General features: G+C 40.5%; 17 protein-coding genes and 2 pseudogenes. 8 read left to right on the forward strand and 11 right to left on the reverse strand.

Annotated elements, in window-relative coordinates; translation table 11 throughout:
• The first annotated feature begins 46 nt into the window (after positions 1 to 46).
• Positions 47 to 757: a LexA family protein gene (locus Xbud_RS04155; protein WP_099134876.1), complete on the forward strand. Its 711-nt coding sequence runs from the start codon at positions 47 to 49 to the stop codon at positions 755 to 757.
• A gap of 140 nt (positions 758 to 897) precedes the next feature.
• A complete protein-coding gene (locus Xbud_RS20900; protein ID WP_280176100.1) occupies positions 898 to 1,029 on the forward strand; it encodes a nucleoside/nucleotide kinase family protein in 132 nt (43 codons plus the stop codon).
• An 86-nt stretch (positions 1,030 to 1,115) separates the two neighbouring features.
• Here Xbud_RS20900 and Xbud_RS04160 read toward each other — a convergent pair whose 3' ends face one another.
• Positions 1,116 to 1,412 carry a hypothetical protein gene (locus Xbud_RS04160; RefSeq protein ID WP_099134877.1) on the reverse strand — a complete coding sequence of 99 codons (297 nt, stop codon included), beginning with the start codon at positions 1,410 to 1,412 and terminating at the stop codon, positions 1,116 to 1,118.
• Between the two features lie 540 nt (positions 1,413 to 1,952).
• On the opposite strand from Xbud_RS04160, the pseudogene Xbud_RS04165 reads away from it, so the two are divergent.
• Positions 1,953 to 2,920 (forward strand): annotated as a pseudogene (locus Xbud_RS04165) (IS110 family RNA-guided transposase).
• Positions 2,921 to 3,086: 166 nt separating this feature from the next.
• Here the strand turns inward: Xbud_RS04165 and Xbud_RS04170 are convergent.
• A complete protein-coding gene (locus Xbud_RS04170; protein WP_422645755.1) occupies positions 3,087 to 3,803 on the reverse strand; it encodes a TfoX/Sxy family DNA transformation protein in 717 nt (238 codons plus the stop codon).
• A gap of 133 nt (positions 3,804 to 3,936) precedes the next feature.
• Here Xbud_RS04170 and Xbud_RS04175 point away from each other — a divergent pair, with 133 nt between their 5' ends.
• Positions 3,937 to 4,368 (forward strand): SulA-like leucine-rich domain-containing protein, encoded by a 432-nt coding sequence (locus Xbud_RS04175; RefSeq protein ID WP_422645756.1) that lies wholly within the window; start codon positions 3,937 to 3,939, stop codon positions 4,366 to 4,368.
• 483 nt (positions 4,369 to 4,851) lie between these two features.
• Positions 4,852 to 6,126, forward strand: a complete 1,275-nt coding sequence (gene ompA / locus Xbud_RS04180) for a porin OmpA (RefSeq protein ID WP_099134878.1) — start codon at positions 4,852 to 4,854, stop codon at positions 6,124 to 6,126.
• A gap of 97 nt (positions 6,127 to 6,223) precedes the next feature.
• On the opposite strand, the gene matP is transcribed toward ompA, so the two are convergent.
• Positions 6,224 to 6,673 carry a macrodomain Ter protein MatP gene (gene matP, locus Xbud_RS04185; protein ID WP_099134879.1) on the reverse strand — a complete coding sequence of 150 codons (450 nt, stop codon included), beginning with the start codon at positions 6,671 to 6,673 and terminating at the stop codon, positions 6,224 to 6,226.
• A 206-nt stretch (positions 6,674 to 6,879) separates the two neighbouring features.
• On the opposite strand from matP, the gene Xbud_RS04190 reads away from it, so the two are divergent.
• Positions 6,880 to 8,610, forward strand: coding sequence for an AAA family ATPase (locus Xbud_RS04190; RefSeq protein WP_099134913.1), 1,731 nt, complete (start codon positions 6,880 to 6,882; stop codon positions 8,608 to 8,610).
• Between the two features lie 84 nt (positions 8,611 to 8,694).
• Entirely contained in the window at positions 8,695 to 9,213 is a 519-nt protein-coding gene (fabA, locus tag Xbud_RS04195; protein WP_099134880.1) for a bifunctional 3-hydroxydecanoyl-ACP dehydratase/trans-2-decenoyl-ACP isomerase, read from the forward strand.
• 94 nt (positions 9,214 to 9,307) lie between these two features.
• Here the strand turns inward: fabA and rmf are convergent, their stop codons facing one another.
• From rmf to rlmKL, 6 genes are all read right to left on the reverse strand, one after another.
• A complete protein-coding gene (gene rmf / locus Xbud_RS04200) occupies positions 9,308 to 9,466 on the reverse strand; it encodes a ribosome modulation factor (RefSeq protein ID WP_099134881.1) in 159 nt (52 codons plus the stop codon).
• Positions 9,467 to 9,698: 232 nt separating this feature from the next.
• Positions 9,699 to 10,301, reverse strand: a complete 603-nt coding sequence (gene pqiC / locus Xbud_RS04205) for a membrane integrity-associated transporter subunit PqiC (protein WP_099134882.1) — start codon at positions 10,299 to 10,301, stop codon at positions 9,699 to 9,701.
• A complete protein-coding gene (gene pqiB, locus Xbud_RS04210) occupies positions 10,301 to 11,950 on the reverse strand; it encodes an intermembrane transport protein PqiB (RefSeq protein WP_099134883.1) in 1,650 nt (549 codons plus the stop codon). The genes pqiC and pqiB overlap by 1 nt, the downstream gene beginning before the upstream one ends.
• A gap of 1 nt (position 11,951) precedes the next feature.
• A complete protein-coding gene (gene pqiA / locus Xbud_RS04215) occupies positions 11,952 to 13,220 on the reverse strand; it encodes a membrane integrity-associated transporter subunit PqiA (RefSeq protein WP_099134884.1) in 1,269 nt (422 codons plus the stop codon).
• 109 nt (positions 13,221 to 13,329) lie between these two features.
• Positions 13,330 to 15,240, reverse strand: coding sequence for an ABC transporter ATP-binding protein (locus tag Xbud_RS04220; protein WP_099134885.1), 1,911 nt, complete (start codon positions 15,238 to 15,240; stop codon positions 13,330 to 13,332).
• A 4-nt stretch (positions 15,241 to 15,244) separates the two neighbouring features.
• On the reverse strand, positions 15,245 to 17,398 hold the full coding sequence (gene rlmKL, locus Xbud_RS04225) for a bifunctional 23S rRNA (guanine(2069)-N(7))-methyltransferase RlmK/23S rRNA (guanine(2445)-N(2))-methyltransferase RlmL (RefSeq protein WP_099134886.1): 2,154 nt from the start codon (positions 17,396 to 17,398) through the stop codon (positions 15,245 to 15,247).
• 100 nt (positions 17,399 to 17,498) lie between these two features.
• Between rlmKL and Xbud_RS21270 the strand changes: the two are divergent.
• Positions 17,499 to 17,642 (forward strand): annotated as a pseudogene (locus Xbud_RS21270) (type II toxin-antitoxin system Phd/YefM family antitoxin); the annotation flags it as partial.
• Positions 17,643 to 17,693: 51 nt separating this feature from the next.
• Here Xbud_RS21270 and Xbud_RS04235 read toward each other — a convergent pair.
• A complete protein-coding gene (locus Xbud_RS04235; RefSeq protein ID WP_099134888.1) occupies positions 17,694 to 18,245 on the reverse strand; it encodes a cell division protein ZapC in 552 nt (183 codons plus the stop codon).
• 168 nt (positions 18,246 to 18,413) lie between these two features.
• Positions 18,414 to 19,424 (reverse strand): quinone-dependent dihydroorotate dehydrogenase, encoded by a 1,011-nt coding sequence (gene pyrD / locus Xbud_RS04240; RefSeq protein ID WP_099134889.1) that lies wholly within the window; start codon positions 19,422 to 19,424, stop codon positions 18,414 to 18,416.
• Positions 19,425 to 19,616: the final 192 nt, after the last annotated feature.

Consider the following 19,616-nt stretch of genomic DNA (forward strand, 5'->3'; position numbering starts at 1 on the left):
TTTTTAGTATTTATCATTTCAATAGCATTGGTATTAAAATGCGTTCATGAAAAAGAAACTTACAACAGAACAACTCGCAGATGCCAAACGTTTGAAAGACATATATGAGTCAAAGAAAAAACAGTTAGGTATCTCTCAGGAAAAATTCGCGGACGAACTTGACAAAAGTCAGGGGGCTATTTCACACTATCTTAACGGCACAAATGCCCTTAATTTGGAGATAGCAGCCGATTTCGCCAACAAATTAGGGGTTAAAATTAATGATTTCAGTCCATCATTAGACAAACAAGCAAGGAAACTGCTCACCGCAGTCTATGGCGATAATATGACTTTGGTTGACGATGTAACCTCTTATAAGCAATACCCACTACTCAACTGGGCTGATGCTGGAAATTGGTGCGAAGAACCTATATCGCTATACCATAGAAATAATATTAAACAGTACGACACTTCTGTTGAATGTTCATACCGTGCCTTTTGGCTGGAAGTAAAAGATGATTCAATGAATTCACCAAATGGCTTGAGCATACCGCAAGGAATGATTATCTTGGTTGATCCGGAAGTAAAACCTATCGCCAACAATTTGGTCGTCGCAAAGCTTGAAGGGGAAAAGAAACTGACTTTCAAGCAATTGATTACAGAAGGGTATGATACTTATCTTAAACCTCTGAATCCCCAATATAATATGATACCTCTCAGTGATAAAATTCATATTCTGGGTGTCGTTGTCGAGGCCAAAATAGCTCGGTTGCCATAAAAAACCACCAGCCAGCGAATCTGCTACACTTTTTGTGATATTTCTTATTAGGAGCTGGCTGGATATTTTTAGTAAGCTACAAATATCCAATAGAATGATAAATAGACTTTTAATAGAGAAATATCATCAAATAGGTAGATATGAACAAAATCATTGCCATTTCAGGCAAAACATCTTTATCAAAACAGCTATCAACCCTGCTGAATGCTGCCATGCTGTCTTGGGATGATTTCGACCCTATATCAAAATATCCTGATGATTATGTTTTATAATTTTTTTAAGTGACCGCCAAAACGGTCATATTTAGTATAAAATGGCGATTACACAAAACCGCAAAACACTCTGTCAAAAATGTCTTTCAACGACCTGTATATTTTTTACCCTCTTTTATCCGTTTTTTTAATTCCTGTGCGTACTCATCTAAATTACGCAAATCACATTTTGTTTTTTTTATATACATTTCAGCTTCGCCCTTGCTATACCCCTGCAATTCACTAATCGTTCTAAAAGAAGTATTTTTTATTTTTTGCATTATCTCTTCCACTCCCTTTTCCGAATACTTAGGGCACCCATAATACCAATATTTTTCATTAGCCATAACTGGTAAAGATGCAAACAGCAACACTACAAAAATAAAGAAATGACGATATTTCATATTACTACCTTGTTTTAAATTAACCAGACTTAGCCCCTATCTCTTCAGATTGTTCTATTTGCTATCTTGAGCCTGAATTGAGCTCAATCAAAACACAAAATGAACACATATTTGGGATAGGACATTAATAAATATAGCCAACTTATCAAAAAATACAGAAAAATTAAGAGTGACTGTAGTAACGTGATGGATGCCCTCTTTTTTAGCACCACTTTTAGATGAGGAAGAACACTACAAGCCATAATATCAATTGGCTTATATACCAAATGGATTTCAAGTTGCATCGCGGCGGCAAGGGAATGACAAATTCGTCGGGAACGAATTTACCCAGCCAAAGGCAGGCCTCCGGAGAGAGGCAGAAGCCTCTTGTATCTTGAAAGTGAGTTAGAATAAATACAATTAGATTTGACAAGTGTATGCAGCCTGATGAGCCTCGGGGTTTAAAGCCCGTTAATGAGCAACCGGCGCATTCATTGAGCCACTCATCTGAAACCCGAACAGTTGTCCGTCATCCATCACGTATTTGCAAGGCAGGGTAATATGAGTCAGCCAAATCCACTTTGTGTGGGCATTGATGTTGCCAAAGCTTCGTTGGACATCGCCATCAACACGGGAGCAAAGGAATTCACCGCCAGTAATGACATTGATGGCTTTGATGCCATTTTGTCCGTACTGAAGCCACACAGTATCACTGGTTCTTATGGAGGCAACCGGAGGGCTGGAAGCCGCTGTCGCTTGTACGCTTCAGGCTGAAAGTTTTGATGTCGTTGTCACCAACTCCAGACAAGCCCGTGACTTTGCGCGTGCCATGAGGTATCTAGGTGAAGACCGACCGTATTGATGCCAAAATGCTGGCTCAGATGGCGGAGGTGATAAACCGTCATCCCGAGCGGGAACGTTTTATTCGTGCGATGCCTGAAAAAGAGTCAGGTCCTGGCGGCGATGGTGGTGTGCACTGACACCCGTTGACTACCATGCTGGTCGCTGAGTGTAACCGTCTACATCCTTCTTATCCACAGAACCACAAAAGTATTAACGTGATTATTGAAGTGCTGGAAAAAGAGCTGTCGCGCATCGACAAGGATATGAATAACCATATCAGAACGTATTTTAAAGTACTCGCTGACAGGCTCTGCATCGTTAAGGGGATTGGCACGACGACAACCGCCGTTTTATTGGCAGAAGTGCCTGAGCTGGGTAAGCTTTCGCGTCGCGATATCAGCGCCCTTATTGGTGTTGCTCCTGTTAACCGTGACTCAGGGACGATGTGAGGCCGACGAAACCCTCTTTGGTGGGTGAGCGCGAGTGCGTACTGTGTTGTATATGTCGACACTTGTGGCAACCCGCTTTAACCCGGTGATCAGGATATTTTACAACCGCCTGTTGGCGGCAGGTAAGCCCCAAAAGTAGCACTCGTTGCCTGTATGCGTAAGCTTCTAACTATCCTGAATGCCATGGTCAAAAAGAACGAGGAATGGGATGAACCGTACCATCAAATTACCTCATAAAAATATCGTTCAAGACAGATACTGTGTTTCCTGTCAAACACAATGTAAGCTTTGATCAAAGCTCAGACCGCTGACAAACCCCGTTATTTTCAACGAGGTTTGTCAGCGGTCTGAAGATAGGGGCTATGCCCCTTTTAATTTTTACCCTGAAGGGTAATTAATTACTTCATTCTAATTCTTTATGCCAGAGCAACAAATCATGTCGTAATTTTTCTGGTAAAACAGCGACATGACAACCTTCTATTGCACCAGCCAACGCAAGCAATACATTAACACTCATCTTTTTCCTATTTCGCTGCAATTTAAGATAAGTCGCTTTTGCTCCCAACACGCGCAATTCTTCTACTTTAGATATGCCTATTTTCCATAATTGACGCTCCAGAACTATCCCCAGATTGGGAAGATCCTTTAACCTGAGAGGTATTTTCTGCCTGCTGATGATATCTGCTAATGTACATTGATAAGCCAAGTTGATATATTCAAATAATTGCTTTTGATCCTGCCAAAGCGACTCACCGACTCGGTAATACCGCAAAGCCACTGGAATGCCCCTTTTTAAATAGATAAACTTCTCCATGCCTATGACTTTAAATAATACCTCTGCATGACTATTTCCTCGTAAATAAAGCTCTCCCTCAGAACTCAGGGCGAACAAGACTCCATCAATTGATAATCCAACTCCACCAAATTGAGACTTCTTTTTAAGTTTTCCCAGTGAAGATACACTATGTTCCAATTGATCAAAACGAGTCCCAGATAAAATCATTTTTATCACTCCATGAATTATATCCTGATTAAATATTTTATATGCTATATCCATGTTTGCCATTAATGAAATAGATAACAAGAACAAGTAATTAAAACCATACTCAATCTGTTCCAACCTGCCAATCATTAAGTTAGAAAAAAACTGTTTTATGTAAATTTTTGCGAAGCGCTTTGAAAAAAATACCCTTGCTTTTAGACAAACAACCGAGTACTGTATAAATATACACGCATCCATGGTGGGGTGAACTATGAATATTCAATTAATTTTGGAATATCTTATTGAGAATAAAATTAACCGTAATAGAGCTCAAAAAATAGATAATGTGACAAATATCACATCTCCAAAATTACAATTCTCTATTGAATCTGGTCAGTCCACTTTACCAGCGACAAATTCTATGGTTAGAGAATTGCTCTACAATGAGCAACAACCTACGATCAATCAAATCCTTCTCCCTTTATTACATCAATCTGGGAATGAAAATAGATGGTTACTCTGGATTACACCTAATAGGAAACTAAGCCGCCAATGGCTAATAAATTCAGGCTTACCTTTAAGTAAAATTATTCAGTTAAACCAAATCCTTCCCATTGCCTCTCCTAATGCCATGGAGAAAGCACTAGCAAGTGGCAATTACAGTGTAGTTTTAGGATGGCTACCAGAATTGTCTGAAATATGAGGTGCAAAAACTACAGTTGGCAGCTCATAAAGGTACAGCATTAGGTTTGATTATGCGTCCACAGAATTTATCCGGCCAACTCAAGATATTATCAAGCACAATAAAAGTTCATTCTATTTACTATCATTGAATTAAATTAGGATTTATCTCAATATTTTTTATAGTAAACAACCCGCCACTAATATCTGCTCTTATTTATAAGAAAATTCAACGTATTATAACAGTAAATATCGTAAATTACCGTCAGTAACATTTAGCAATTGTAATTGTATATTTAAAAAATTTGCGTCACGAATCATAGTGTACTTGTAAGTTTTAAAGTTCGTTGTAGACTTTAACAAAGTTGGGATTGTACTTGCTAATCTTATATTTCAGGAGCCATCTATTGGTAGAAGTGCATATACCCAACTAAATATCTCAACTAATGGCCAATAATAAAACTTTTAAGGCTAACTGCTTATTTGGATGATAACGAGGCGTACAATGAAGAAGACAGCTATCGCAGTGGCAGTAGCAACTTTCGCAACTGTTGCTCAAGCAGCTCCCAAAGAGAATACCTGGTATGCTGGTGCTAAGTTAGGTTGGTCCCAGTTTAATAAAACAAAATTTACTGATTTCGGTTCTAATGCAGCAATATCGTATCGAATATTCAAGAAAGGGGTATCATATGAAAGTCAACCAAATTATCGCCCTACTCAGCCGTTTGCCGCAACAGGTAATGCAACAGACAAAAATCAATTGGGTGCTGGAGCTTATATAGGTTATCAGGCAACTCCATATTTGGGTTTCGAACTGGGTTATGACTGGTTAGGGAGCATAAAATATAAAAGCTCCGCCAATAATGGGGATTTTCGTGCTCAGGGTGTACAGTTGACAGCAAAATTAAGCGTTCCGGTTACGAATGATTTAGATGTTTATACCCGCCTGGGAGGGATGGTATGGCATTCAAAGGTTTCAGCCCATTATAATTCTAAAGACATATCTTATACAGGTGAATTTTTCAATATTAAGGGAGCTGATGGTACGTATCCAGACTTAGCCTGGTCGCCAACTACAGACAAGGTAAATGTGAAAACCAGTAGTACAGGCATTTCTCCATTAATAGCTATTGGTGCTGAGTACGCACTAACCAAAAATCTGGCAACTCGTTTGGATTATCAGTGGACCCCAAAAGTAGGTCGAGGGGGGGATGGTAACTCACGTCTGGATGGCCGTGAGGCTGCTATCGGTGCCCGACCGGATATTGGCCTGCTAACTGTTGGTATTTCTTACCGTTTTGGTCAGGATGAAGCAACCCCGGTTGCTGCACCTGTTACTCCGGCTCCAACTCCTGTTATCGAGAAAAAGAGCTTTACCCTACGCTCTGATGTTCTGTTCAACTTCAATAAATCAACATTGAAACTTGAAGGCAAGCATGAGCTGGATAATCTCTATAACCAACTAACGAAAATTGATCCAACTCAGGGGCATGTTTTGGTAATCGGTTATACTGACCGTATTGGTAGTCAACGCTATAATTTGCCTCTGTCTCAAAAACGTGCTCAATCCGTTGTAGACTACCTGGTAGCAAAAGGTATCCCTGCAAACAGTATTCAAGCTGAAGGTCGCGGTAAAGAAGATCCTGTTACTGGGTCAGCATGTAATAACATCAAAGCTCGCGCTAAATTGATTGATTGCCTGGCACCAGACCGCCGTGTAATCATCAATATTCAAGGTACTCAGGAAATTAATCAGACTCAATCCAAAGTATCTCTGTAATATGCTCATTAGTAATAGAAGTGCAAACCCCATGCGTGAGCATGGGGTTTTATTTGGCAGTAAACTTCGTCTGTCATCGTGCTATAAGCTGTTGGATTCATTTCCCTAAAATAGCAACCAAATCCTGTTTCAAGCTCAACATCTGGTGAGTATATTTTTCTTTATATTCGGCATCTTCCAATAGTTGCACTATTGTTTCTGATAACGTCTTACCTCGGCGCTGGGAGAGATTTGAAAGACGCTGCCAGACATGAAAATCCAAATCGATAGACTTTTTACGCGAATACTGATGTTCAGCATTAAAATGGCGTTTGCGTCGTGCCCGAATGGTTTGTTTCATGCGATTAGATAAATCCTGATTCATGTGCTGTGATATCCATTGCATGACCTTGACCGGTTCTCGTTCCAGTTTCAGTAATTCACTAACCGCATCCTGAGCAGCACTTTTTTCAATATATTTAGTAATTGGCTCACCTTCACGATGCTTTTTCACCAAATAAGCCCATTTCCAGCCACATTCCAGATTTTCCAATTGTTGATATTTCATTTCATCTCTCAGTGACAGCGTAACTTAAATTAAGCATAGCAATTATTTATCTAAATTGCTCATAACAACACAAAATACTGAAATATTTTATGAACAGTTAATGAGTTAGCACGAATATTATCTTTTTCAAAGATTATAACATGTTGGTTCACTGCCTAATCTTGTATAATAAATGTTTCCTTTTTTCACTACATGTAGCTATCACTTTGACGAATCTAAAATTAGACTGGCAATCATTACAGCCAGACAGTGCACCTTATCAAGTACTTTTCAATTCTGTTGCTGAATTGCCTACTATTACTATAGAAGCAATTCAACCCAGATTGCATAATGGGCTAACACTTTTTTGTCAGGCCAACTTACGTCAATCTTTTATGTTGCTAAAAGCAGAGGAGAGTGATGCCTATCTGGCTCTTTTGTCCGATACAATTTCTGCATTATTACCAGAAAATCGTCCCAATGTTGGAGGCTACTATCAGATTAAACACCAAACCATCACGTGGCACCCGTCTGGTGAAGGCCCTTTCGCACCAAATCAGCGTGTTGCTTATCGTGAGTGGATTGAACCGGAACAATTGTTTGGTAACATCTATACACATCAAGGCGTGCTTCAGTTACAACCGGGGCTTATTCATCACGTTAATGGTGGAGTCCTAATTTTACCTCTGCACACTCTGTTATCCCAACCACTAATGTGGGTTCGCCTCAAGCAAATGATCATTCAGCGCCGTTTTGATTGGTTATCACATGATGAGAATCGTTCCTTACCTCTGCCAATTCCCTCAATTCCGTTAGATTTACACCTGATTCTTGTAGGAGATCGGTCAAGCCTTGAAGAGTTACACGTTATTGAACCAGAGCTGGCAAGTAACGCTTTATACAGTGAATTTGAACTGGATATGCCATTCCATGAAGAAGCGGATCTGGCAATATGGTGTTGCTATGTCAACGGACTCATTCAGCAACAAAAATTCCCATCTTTGAGTGCCGATGCATGGACAGAATTACTCAGACAAGCTATCCGCTATACTGAAGATCAATTCAGCTTGCCTTTAGATATCCAGTGGTTGAACCAAAAACTGACAACAGCAGCCAATTATCAGCAGGAAAATCAGATTACACTTTATTCTCTGCAACAGGCAGAAGAGAATCGACGTTGGCGCCATGCGTATTTGGCTGAGCGTAGTATAGATGAAATTCTGAAAGGCCAAATACTGATCCGCACCCAAGGTGCTGTTATTGGTCAAATTAACGGATTATCCGTACTTGAATATCCGGGCTATCCAGACCCCATCGGTGAACCCTCTCGTATCAGTTGTGTTGCCCATTTAGGCGATGGGGAATTTATTGATGTAGAGCGTAAGGTTGAACTGGGTGGCAATATTCATGCAAAAGGCATGATGATCATGCAGGCTTATCTGATCTCTGAATTGAAACTGGATCAACCACAGCCATTCTCTGCTTCGATTGTATTTGAGCAATCCTACGGTGAAGTTGATGGTGACAGTGCTTCATTGGCAGAATTATGTGCATTAATCAGTGCCCTGTCACAGCAACCTATTGACCAGCAAATCGCTGTCACAGGTGCAGTCGACCAATTCGGTTTTGTTCAACCAATTGGTGGCGTTAATGAAAAGATTGAAGGTTTCTTCCATGTGTGCAACTGCCGTGAATTGACCGGTTCACAAGGTGTAATTATTCCAATGACTAATGTACAACACCTATGTTTGCATCAGGATATTGTTAGCGCTGTGAAAAGTGGCAAATTCCATATTTGGGCTGTTAAACACGTATCCGAAGCCGCTTCATTATTGACCGGTATTCCTTACTATGATGCACAAAAAGAACACTTGTTATCTATGATATACGAGCGTATTACGCAAGTGAATATTCAAGAACGTCCTAAGTTACCTTGGTTCTTACGTTGGTTGGGTTAATATACCTATATCTGATCGGAGTTGTTCAGCGTACAACTGTACGCTATTCTCTAGCCTTACCCAATGATAAGGCTATTTCAAAATATGTTTAAAAGACAAGAGTCCTACACGAAAGAAGAACTTCTAGCCTCTGGAAAAGGTCAATTATTTGGTGAGAATGGGCCACTACTCCCTTCTGGAAATATGTTAATGATGGATCGCATCATTAAGATGACAGAAGACGGTGGCGCTTATAATAAGGGGTATATCGAAGCTGAGCTCGATATTCATCCTGACCTCTGGTTTTTTGGTTGCCATTTTGTCAATGACCCCGTTATGCCCGGTTGCCTTGGCCTTGATGCAATGTGGCAACTCGTTGGTTTCTTCATGGGCTGGCTTGGTGGTGAAGGCAAAGGCCGCGCGCTTGGTGTTGGAGAAGTTAAGTTTACAGGACAAGTGTTACCAACAGCTAAAAAGGTTACCTACCGTATTAATTTGAAGCGTGTCATTAACCGTAAACTTATTATGGCTCTGGCTGATGGTGAAGTATTAGTCGATGGTAAACTCATCTATACCGCAACAGATCTGAAAGTAGGGTTATTTAAAGACACCAACAACTTTTGATTTTCCTGTATTACTTACCACTTCCCTCACTTATGCTAATCACCTCCGCTACTACACAGAGGTGATTTCCATTAAATGAAGTTATTTACTGCCATCAAACACGCTCCTCCATTGCTTGACGCCAGCCCCCCAACCAATGTGAACGAGCATCCAATGAATGATAAGGACAATTTTCCCGTGGTCGCCCCAAAATACCAGCTTGATAACCTTTAGAAAGGGCGCGTGCCAAGCGGTCTCTTTTTTGTCTTTTCATGCCTTACTTCCTCAAAAATTACCATGAGAAAAAATTACCATAAAAAACAATGAGTGCTTTTTATTCAGAATACGCCTAGTGATACCCCGATACGGGGTAAAAATCAAGCAAAGAAATCCATAAAAATGTCATAATTTTGCTATAAAAATACAAGCTGAATACAGAATAAAAAAACAGCAAAGAAAACTCAATTAACTGATAATCAAATAGCTTTATTACTCTGAATAATTGATTAACCCTGTGAAGCTATCTGGCTGGCAATGGACTGAGTCAACTGATGATATCCCGTAGCCAAAGCGCGTACTAATTCCGCATAACCATCTTTCGTTTGTTTCAATTCTAAGTTAAATGCTCGCTTAACCGCTTCTTTCTGATTGGATAAAACCCAATATCCCTGAATAATAACTCGCCCATCATAACGCCCATGAAAAGCTGTTATTGTGACATCCAGTGCATCAGCATTTTTCTCTATTGGCTGATCAGAAACCAACCTTTGTGGAAATGCAGCACTTAGCTGATTAACTAAAATTTGTTGTAATTGTTGCTCCAGCGGACTCGCCCATAAGTGATTTGAAGCATCGCTATAAGTGACATCTCCCGTTTGATAAACAATGCCAGATGATGCGAGATAATCAACAAGGTGTACCCTTTTTACCCATAACTGACGCTCTTGATTGGTATCTATCCTGCTTACCTCTGAGGTTATTGTTGAAGCTGGTAACTGGTAATAAATTTTTTTCGGTTGGCTACTACTGCACCCTGAAATTAATAGATTTCCCATAATCAAGAAACTGACAGGAATTAAAAGAGCCAATCTTAACATCAACTTTTTCATTAATTACGTGCCTTTTTCGGTTCCGGATCTCGAGTTGCTTCTGCTTCAAATACCAATGCGTTGCTCTTATTATTCAGCGTCTTCAATATTGGCTGCAATTCGCGCAAGACCTGATCCAAGCGCTGCATATTATCAACCAGTTTGTTGTAAACTGGCGATCCCGGTTGAATACTCTGCATACTGTGATTTAATTTATTCAACGTATTACGTATATCTTTGGGAAGATTTTGAGCTTCTTTGCTTGCAAGAATGCTATTTAACTCATTCATGGTTTTATGTGCAGCCTTGATGGTTTTCTGGCTCTCTTCTAACGTTCGCGTTGCCTGAATAAAAACTGGCTCAATTGGCATTTGATTAATTTTGTTTAGAGCCATGATGACTTTTTGCTGAATTTGAGCTAATCCACCACTTATGGTTGGTAAAATTTCATAACTGGCAAGTTTTCGCGGACCTTTCCATGCCTTCTCATCGGAATAAAAATCCAGATCAATATACAGTGCTCCTGTCAGTAAGTTTCCTGTTTTCAAAGAGGCTCTTAAACCACGGGAAATAATTTCCTCCAACTCTTTATCTGTATAGAAACCATCACCAATTTCTTTCTCAAATCGTTCAGGTTCCATATGAATTAAGACAGGTATGCGAAAATCGCTATCAAGGCGCTGTTTGATCCCATCAGTATAAAAAGGAACTTTTGCTACCGTTCCTACCCGTATACCACGAAATTCGACAGGCGCTCCCGGTTGTAATCCTCTGACCGAATCAGAGAAGAATAGTAAGAAATCTCTGTGTTCTGTATAAAGTGAGTTTTCGATATTTTTTTCATTATCATAAAGCCTAAAAACTTCTTTTTCTTTAACCGGACTACCTAAATCCCAGCCTTTCGGTACGTCAAAACTCACACCTCCGGCAAACAAAGTCGATAATGCAGCTACCTCAACTCTTAACCCCTGTGAAGAAACATCAAAAGCAATACCGCTGTCTTTCCAAAACCGGACATTAGTTGTCAATAGTCCATCATAAGGAGCATTAACAAAAATCTGATATTTGGCTAAGCGAGATTTAGGATCAAAAGTACTTGTTTCCACTGAACCAACACGATATCCACGAAATAAAACCGGATCACTGGGGGATAATCGCCCTGCTTTTTCGCTGGTTAAAACTAACCGAATACCTTTAGCATCAGGTGATGCCAAAGGTGGTGCATCTAATAATGAAAATTTCCTTTCTTCACTACCTTCATTTCCGGGTTGTAATTCAATAAATACCCCAGATAACAATGTACTCAGGCCAGAAACTCCTTCTCGACCAATTTGGGGTTTTACGACCCAAAATGCAGTATCTTTATGTAATAACCTCTCCATACCATCATTTAAGCGCGCTTTGATAATCACTTCACCTAAGTTATCGCTTAGTGACACTCTTTCAACCACACCAACATTAACACTGCGGCTTTTTATTTTCGTTTTTCCGGCTTCAATACCTTCAGCATTAGACGTTGTCAGAGTGACTTCGGGCCCTTGATGGCTAAAGTGATAAAATAATATCCAGGCTCCAATAAGCACAGTAACAATCGGTACGATCCATATAGGTGACCAACTCTTAAGTTTACTGATCCTGGCCTGAGTCAGATTTTCTTCTTTATCCGTCACCTTACGATTCCTCATTCTTCTGTAACTCAAATTTCTTATTAGCTTTATCCCAGGTTAAGCGCGGATCAAATGTCATTGACGCAAACATTGTCAAAATCACCACCAAAGCAAACAATATTGCTCCTGTTGCGGGATAGACACTCATGAACTGCCCCATGCGTACTAATGTTGATAAAACAGCAATAACAAAAACATCAATCATTGACCAGCGCCCAACAAATTCCACCACTTCGTAAATCAAATGCATAGTTTCCGAGTTATATCTGCCGTAACTTTTAGCATCCCAGCATAACCAACAGATAGAGATCATTTTCAGCAAAGGCACCATAATACTGGCAATAAAAATAACCAAAGCAACCGGATAAGAGCCAGCATTCCAGAGCAAAATAATGCCTTCCAAAATGGTTGAGTTAATGTGACTTCCTAATGTTTGAGTCACCATGATCGGTAACGCATTCGCCGGAATATAAAGTATGGCTGATGTGACTAATAGTGCCATAGTCCATTGAAGACTATAGTGACGGCGAGCATGCCCTTTTGAGTGACAACGAGGACATTGATGTTGTTGAGCAGGCAAAATAGCAGTACAACATTGACACAATCTGATGCCCTGAACTAAACCAGGTTTACCCGCTTGCAGAGGTATACACACTTTGGGTGCAGAATCTATATCATTCCAAATCCAATATCTGTCAAGGCATTGGAACGCTCTGACCTGAAATAGGCAAAAAAGACAGTAAGGCAGAAAACTCAGGCCAACCGCAATATCTCCATAAGCCATAAGTTTAACGAAACTAACCAGCACCCCGGCTAAAAAGATCTCTGCCATACACCAAGTTTTCATCTGAAACAAAATACGTGCCAACTCAATTTTCAGTCGGTGCGCTATTTTAATGTTCTGACATAAAAAGATAATGGAAACCATGCAGAATGCGGGCACAAGCTGTACAAAGATCAAGAAGAATACAGCTATGCTCGAATAATCTTCACTGAACATGACCTCTGGGATCTCTGTCAGAGTAATTTCACTGACAATACCGGCAACATTCATACTGACGAAAGGAAACAGGCAAGCAAGAAATAACATTAATAATGAACTTACTGCATAGCCTGTCGGTTGATTACGTGGTTCTTTCCACTTTGCAGTCAGTAAAGTATCACATCGTGGACAAACAGCCTTATTTCCTTCCTCCAAATCAGGTAAGGCCACCAGCATGTCGCATTGGGAGCATAAAACCAGCTTGTCATGCTGATGATTGTCAGAACACAAAGTGCCTCTCCTGTAACAAATCAATGCCGCTTTTTATCTTATTTAGCCCTGTAAATTGCCGCTATATTAGCGGCAATTTGTACACTATCGGATATATATGCAGCAAATATCATCCATTTTTCATCATTTCCAGCTCCTGCCAGCGATCAAAAGCTTTTTCTAATTCTTGCTCTTTATCTGCCAACTCTTGCAACACGTTTTGTGTGATTGCGTGTGGTTGATTAAAAAATTCTGGATCACTGACCTGAGTTTGTAGCTGTTCTATTTCTTGTTCTAACGTTTCCAATAATGATGGTAGTTGCTCTAACTCCCTGAGTAAACGGTAACTTATCTTATTGTTTGAACGTTTCGTAGTTTCCTTAGCTTTAACTGGTTTGGCTTCCGCTTTCTCCCTTTTCACGGAAGGCTGGCGTAAAGAGATTGTTTGTACCCGTTGCTGCTGAGCATCAAAGTATCCTCCAACATAGTTGTTGATCTCTCCATTACCTTCAAAAATCCAACATTCTGCTACTGAATTATCAACAAACTGACGGTCATGGCTTACCAAAATCACTGTACCACTATAGCCATCCACGAGTTCTTCCAGTAACTCCAACGTTTCAACGTCGAGATCATTGGTAGGCTCATCAAGAATAAGCAAATTGCTGGGTTTCAGGAACAAACGCGCTAACAACAGGCGGTTACGTTCACCACCTGAAAGTGCCCGAACTGGTGTCATTGCCCGTTTAGGATGGAAAAGGAAGTCTTGCAGATAGCCCAAAACATGACGTGGGTGCCCGTTCACTACCACTTCCTGTTTACCTTCGGCAAGGTTATCCATCACCGTTTTGTCTGGATCAAGAGCTGCACGATGCTGATCAAAATAAGCAACTCCAAGTTTTGTTCCACAATGGATTCGACCACTATCTGCCGACAAATCTCCCAACATCAGCTTCAATAGTGTTGTTTTACCGCAACCATTCGGCCCAACTAAAGCAATTTTGTCACCACGTTGAATTTGAGCCGAAAAATTCTTGACTAATGTCTTATCACCAATCTGGTAATTAACATTTTCTAGTTCGAACACAATTTTACCAGAGCGTGTCGCTTCTTCGACCTGCATTTTTGCCGTGCCCATAACGTTACGGCGTTCAGAGCGTTCTGCACGCAATGCTTTCAGTGCCCTTACCCGCCCTTCATTGCGGGTACGGCGGGCTTTAATACCCTGACGGATCCAAACTTCTTCCTGAGCCAGTTTTTTATCAAATTCAGCATGCTGTAGTTCTTCAACCCGTAAAACTTCTTCTTTGCCTTCAAGGTATTTATCATAATTTCCTGGCCATGAAGTCAGTTTTCCACGATCCAAATCGACAATTCGGGTCGCCATACTGCGGATAAATGAACGGTCATGGGAAATAAAAACTAAGCTGCCATTAAAATCTTTCAGGAAATTTTCCAACCACTCAATCGTATCAATATCAAGATGGTTAGTTGGTTCATCAAGAAAGAGAACTTTTGGTGAACTGACCAAAGCTCTTCCTAAAGCAGCTTTACGTAACCAGCCTCCCGACAGAGAAGATAATTTCGCCTCGGCGGGTAAAGAAAGCTGTTTTAATACATCATTAATCCGGCTGTCCAGTGACCAAAGACCGCGAATATCTAACACTTCCTGTAATTCAGCCAATCGGTTGAGGTTTTTGTCGCTGGGATCCGTTTCTACCAAGCATGATGCGTGATGAAACTCCTTGATATATTCCGCCTGCTCTTTCACGCCTTCAGCAACAAAATCAAATACCGTTCCTTCCACATCACTGGGAGGATCTTGTTGCAAACGGGCGACAATCAGATCCTGCTCATAGGTAACTTGCCCGTCATCCAGCATTTGTTCTTTCGCCAGTACACGCAATAAGGTAGATTTCCCTGCCCCATTGCGGCCAACCAGACACACTCTCTCATTTTCTTCGATATGCAGCTCAGCGTTATCCAATAACGGCGCATCACTGAATGATAACCAGGCACCAGATAAACTAATCAATGACATAATATTATTTTTCCTCGCCAACGTGACGCAGCAGCCAGCAATTGTGGATCTGGCGGTTACGGGCAAAATCTTGAGATAAAGTTTTTTCTGTGATTTCTTCCGCAACCAGACCTAATTTCTCCAGTTCAGCAAAATCAATTTTGAAACCACGCTTATTGTTAGAGAACATTAAAGTTCCGCCACGACGAAGCAAGCATTTTAGCTGTTTCATTAAGGCAATGTGATCACGTTGAACATCGAATGTATCTTCCATACGTTTGGAATTGGAGAATGTCGGAGGGTCAATAAAAATCAGATCAAATTGTTCACGTGTCTGCGCAAGCCAACCCAAACAATCAGCCTGAATCAAACGATGCTGACGACCAGTCAGACCATTTACCTGCAAGTTTTTCTCAGCCCACTCAAGGTAAGTGCGGGACATATCTACTGTGGTCGTCGAGCGCGCTCCTCCCAATCCGGCATGAACTGTTGCTGAACCGGTATAGGCAAATAAATTGAGGAAATCTTTCCCTTGACTCATTTCTCCCAATTTCCGACGGGCAATACGGTGATCGAGGAATAGTCCTGTATCCAGATAATCTGTCAGGTTAACCCAGAATTTCGCCCCATACTCATTCACCAAAAAGAATTCTTTCTTCTCAGCGAGTTTTTCGTATTGATTTTTGCCTTTCTGACGCTGACGGGTTTTCAGGATCAACTGATTAGATTGTAATCCGAGCACATTCATTGTTGCACTGATCACATCAAATAGGCGTTGACGAGCTTTATTAGCATCAACAGATTTAGGTGGTGAATATTCCTGAACAATAACTTTATCAGCATAGCGATCAACTGCTACGTTATATTCCGGCAAATCTGCATCATATAATCGATAGCAATCAATACCCTGCTGCTTAGCCCATTTACTCAGCTTCTTCTCATTTTTACGCAGACGGTTCGCATAATCTTCGGCAATACCACTATCCAATGATTGAGGTTTGTCTGATAACTGCTCGCTTTTCTGGATGGAAGAGTTTGCCTGGATAAAATAGTTTTTCTGAACACAATCCAAAGGGCCATTTTTCGCTTTAAACTCACGTTCAGCCCGCAATTGCAGACAACTCAACAATTCTGGTGAAGCACTGAATAAAGATAAGCGCCAGCCCGGAAAACGACTTTTCATGATCCGGCCAAATACACTGTGCAAAGCAATCAGTGCAGGCTCACTTTCAAGACGTTCCCCATAAGGCGGATTACTCAATACTGTACCTGTTACCCCTGCCAGTAATGGGTTTTCCAACTTACTCGCATCTCCCTGTTGAAACTGGATTAATTGGGAAACTCCAGCCCTTCTGGCATTTGAGCGCGCCATATCCATAACCCGACGGTCAATATCTATACCAAAAAAGCGGGAAGTCGTTTCTTGCAGTCCTTTACGGAAACGCACCTGCGCTTCCGTGACAACTTCACGCCAGATTGTTTCATTGAATTTCAGCCATGAAGTGAATCCCCAATGTTGACGGCGTAAACCAGGAGCACAATCTGCCGCTATCATTGCCGCTTCAATCAACAACGTTCCTGAACCACACATAGGATCAACCATCGGCGTTCCCGCATTCCAACCAGAACGCAAGACAATCGCTGCAGCCAAATTCTCTTTTAAAGGGGCTTGTCCGGCCAAATCACGATAACCACGAATATGTAACCCATCGCCACTTAAATCCAGGGAGACAGTTGCCTTTTCTTTATTCAGGAAGACATTAATGCGGATATCCGGCTGTTGCTTAGCCACATCAGGACGTTGCTTTATTTTACGAATAAAACAGTCAACAATGGCGTCTTTTACTTTCAGAGCGCCATATTGTGTATTCCTGATTTCTTCATTTGTACCACTGAAATGGACTGAGAATGTACTATCTACTGAAAAAATATCAGTCCAGTCAATAGATTGGACTCCAAGATACAGATCCAGATCACTGTAAACCTTGAATTCATTAAGTGGAAGCAGGATACGGGATGCCAGTCTGCTCCAGAGCAGGCTTTTATACATCACCTGTTCATCGCCTTTAAAATGAACCCCGCCTTGGGCAATCTTACAGGATTGCGCACCCAGCATTTCCAGTTCGTTTTTTAACAGTTCTTCTAGTCCACGTGCCGTGCTGGCAAAGAGAGAGTTCATACTATTATTCACCAAGACTATTATTTATCAAGAAAATATACCACCAAAAAATTGCTGCCATTATAGCTAATACCAGCAACATGTCATAAGGTTGCTCACTCTGAACAAAAATCAACCTGTTTTTTATTGTGTTACTGCGGAACTGTACGAAAAAATGCCGGAGACTCTCGATGATAAGATATTAGTTAAGATAGTGAAAGAGAGGGAAAGTCAGCTCTTGGTTAATGTAGATCAATATCTATAAGCTATAAAGTTAATTTGTTGTCTTCCCATAATACAATAACGTTAGATTACCTTAAATCACCTTGTCATATATTGGCGCCTGAACAGGTTCAAAATAAGGAATTAAACGATCATTCATTATTTTGATCGGATCGCAAAAATTCATCACGCGATCACCGAGATCTAATTTTTGCTGCACTAATAAGCATACGCTGGCACTATCTCCAGCTTCAGCAACCATAAACAGAATTTCTGTTCCATCGTTTTGTAAACGCACCTGAACAATTTCTCCTTGTTCCGGTTTAGTAATTAAAGAAAAAACAGAAAAATACCAGCTTTTTGGCATTTGTGGTTTCATAAAGCGAAACGCAATTAATCCATTTAGCGCTAATTCAGCCCTGAGCTCTGGTGCAATATTAATACGGCGGGAATACTCTTCGAAAGTATAATAAAGTGCTGCATCATCGACAGAAAAACAGCTTTCTTTCATTGTGGTCGCATAAATAGTCAACATTTTGGCAGGAAAACGGGAACGAAAAACCATACCATTAGCAAGATCGAGCATGACACGATTATGCTCGGCATCAAAATACCAGCGCCACTGATCATCAGGTCTAATTCTCATTGGTTACCCTTTTATGCTCAAAATAGTTTACTTGTTAAAAAATAAGTACCACCATCATGGAAATTCAAAAGAATTTAAAAGATTAGTCTGTCAGACAAAATATAGACGAATTGGGGGCAGAAATAAACCCCCAACACAAAACCTTCAACACAAGATTGCAGCGAATACTCAGATATAATTAACAATATCTTTGATTAACTTTGGCCCTTTATAAATAAAACCAGAGAATATCTGAATCAATGAAGCGCCTGCTTCCATTTTTTCTCTGGCAGAAACCAGAGAGTCAATTCCACCAACGCCAATAATTGGTATTTCACCTTTTAATTCCTGAGAAAGACGTCGAATAATCTCTGTGCTGTGCAGTTGTACAGGGCGACCACTCAAACCACCAGCTTGCTGACAGTGACTCAATCCTTCAATAATATTTCTATCTAATGTGGTATTAGTCGCAATAACACCATCAATGTGATGGCACATTAAACTATCGGCGATTTTTACTAATTCTTCTTCTGTCAGGTCTGGCGAAATTTTCACAGCAACAGGAACATACTTTTGATATTTTTGTTGTAGTTCACTTTGTTTATTTTTAATCGCAGATAAGAGATCATCCAGTGCTTCACCATACTGTAATGTTCTCAGGCCCGGTGTATTAGGTGAAGAGATATTAATCGTAATATAACCTGCATGAGAATAAACTTTATCCATGCAAATTAAATAATCATCTTTACCATTTTCTACTGGTGTATCTTTATTTTTACCAATATTAATTCCGATAATTCCGTCATATTTTGCTCTTTTTACATTCTCAACCAAATTATCAACGCCAAGATTATTAAAACCCATCCGATTAATAATGCCTTCTGCTTCAACAACGCGGAATAATCTCGGTTTATCATTCCCGGCTTGTGGGCGTGGCGTTACTGTACCAATTTCAACAAAGCCAAAGCCCATCGCGCCAAATGCATCAACGCAATCACCATTCTTATCAAGACCAGCAGCTAAACCAAGAGGATTTTTAAATGACAACCCCATACAAGTGACGGGTTTAGCAGCGACTGATTGGCGGATGAGAAATTCGAAAGGAGTACCGGTAACAAGTTTGAGCTGGCGGAAAGTAAGTTCATGTGCCTGTTCCGGATCAAGCTGGAACAATGCCTTTTTTAGAAGAGGATAATACATGTAATCTCCTGCAAGCATAATGACAGGTCATGATGACGGTGAAATAAGCGCGGAGCATCTTAAAGAGATCCTGTCAAAATGTAAACGTTACAAAGAAGATATTTTTCAGTGTATTTCTGTATTAACAAATAGCTATATTAACAAGTCGCTGTGTTAGCAAGTTATCGACAGAAGAAGATCTGAACAGCAAAA

This window comes from Xenorhabdus budapestensis, from assembly GCF_002632465.1.
In the GTDB taxonomy this organism is placed as follows: domain Bacteria; phylum Pseudomonadota; class Gammaproteobacteria; order Enterobacterales; family Enterobacteriaceae; genus Xenorhabdus; species Xenorhabdus budapestensis.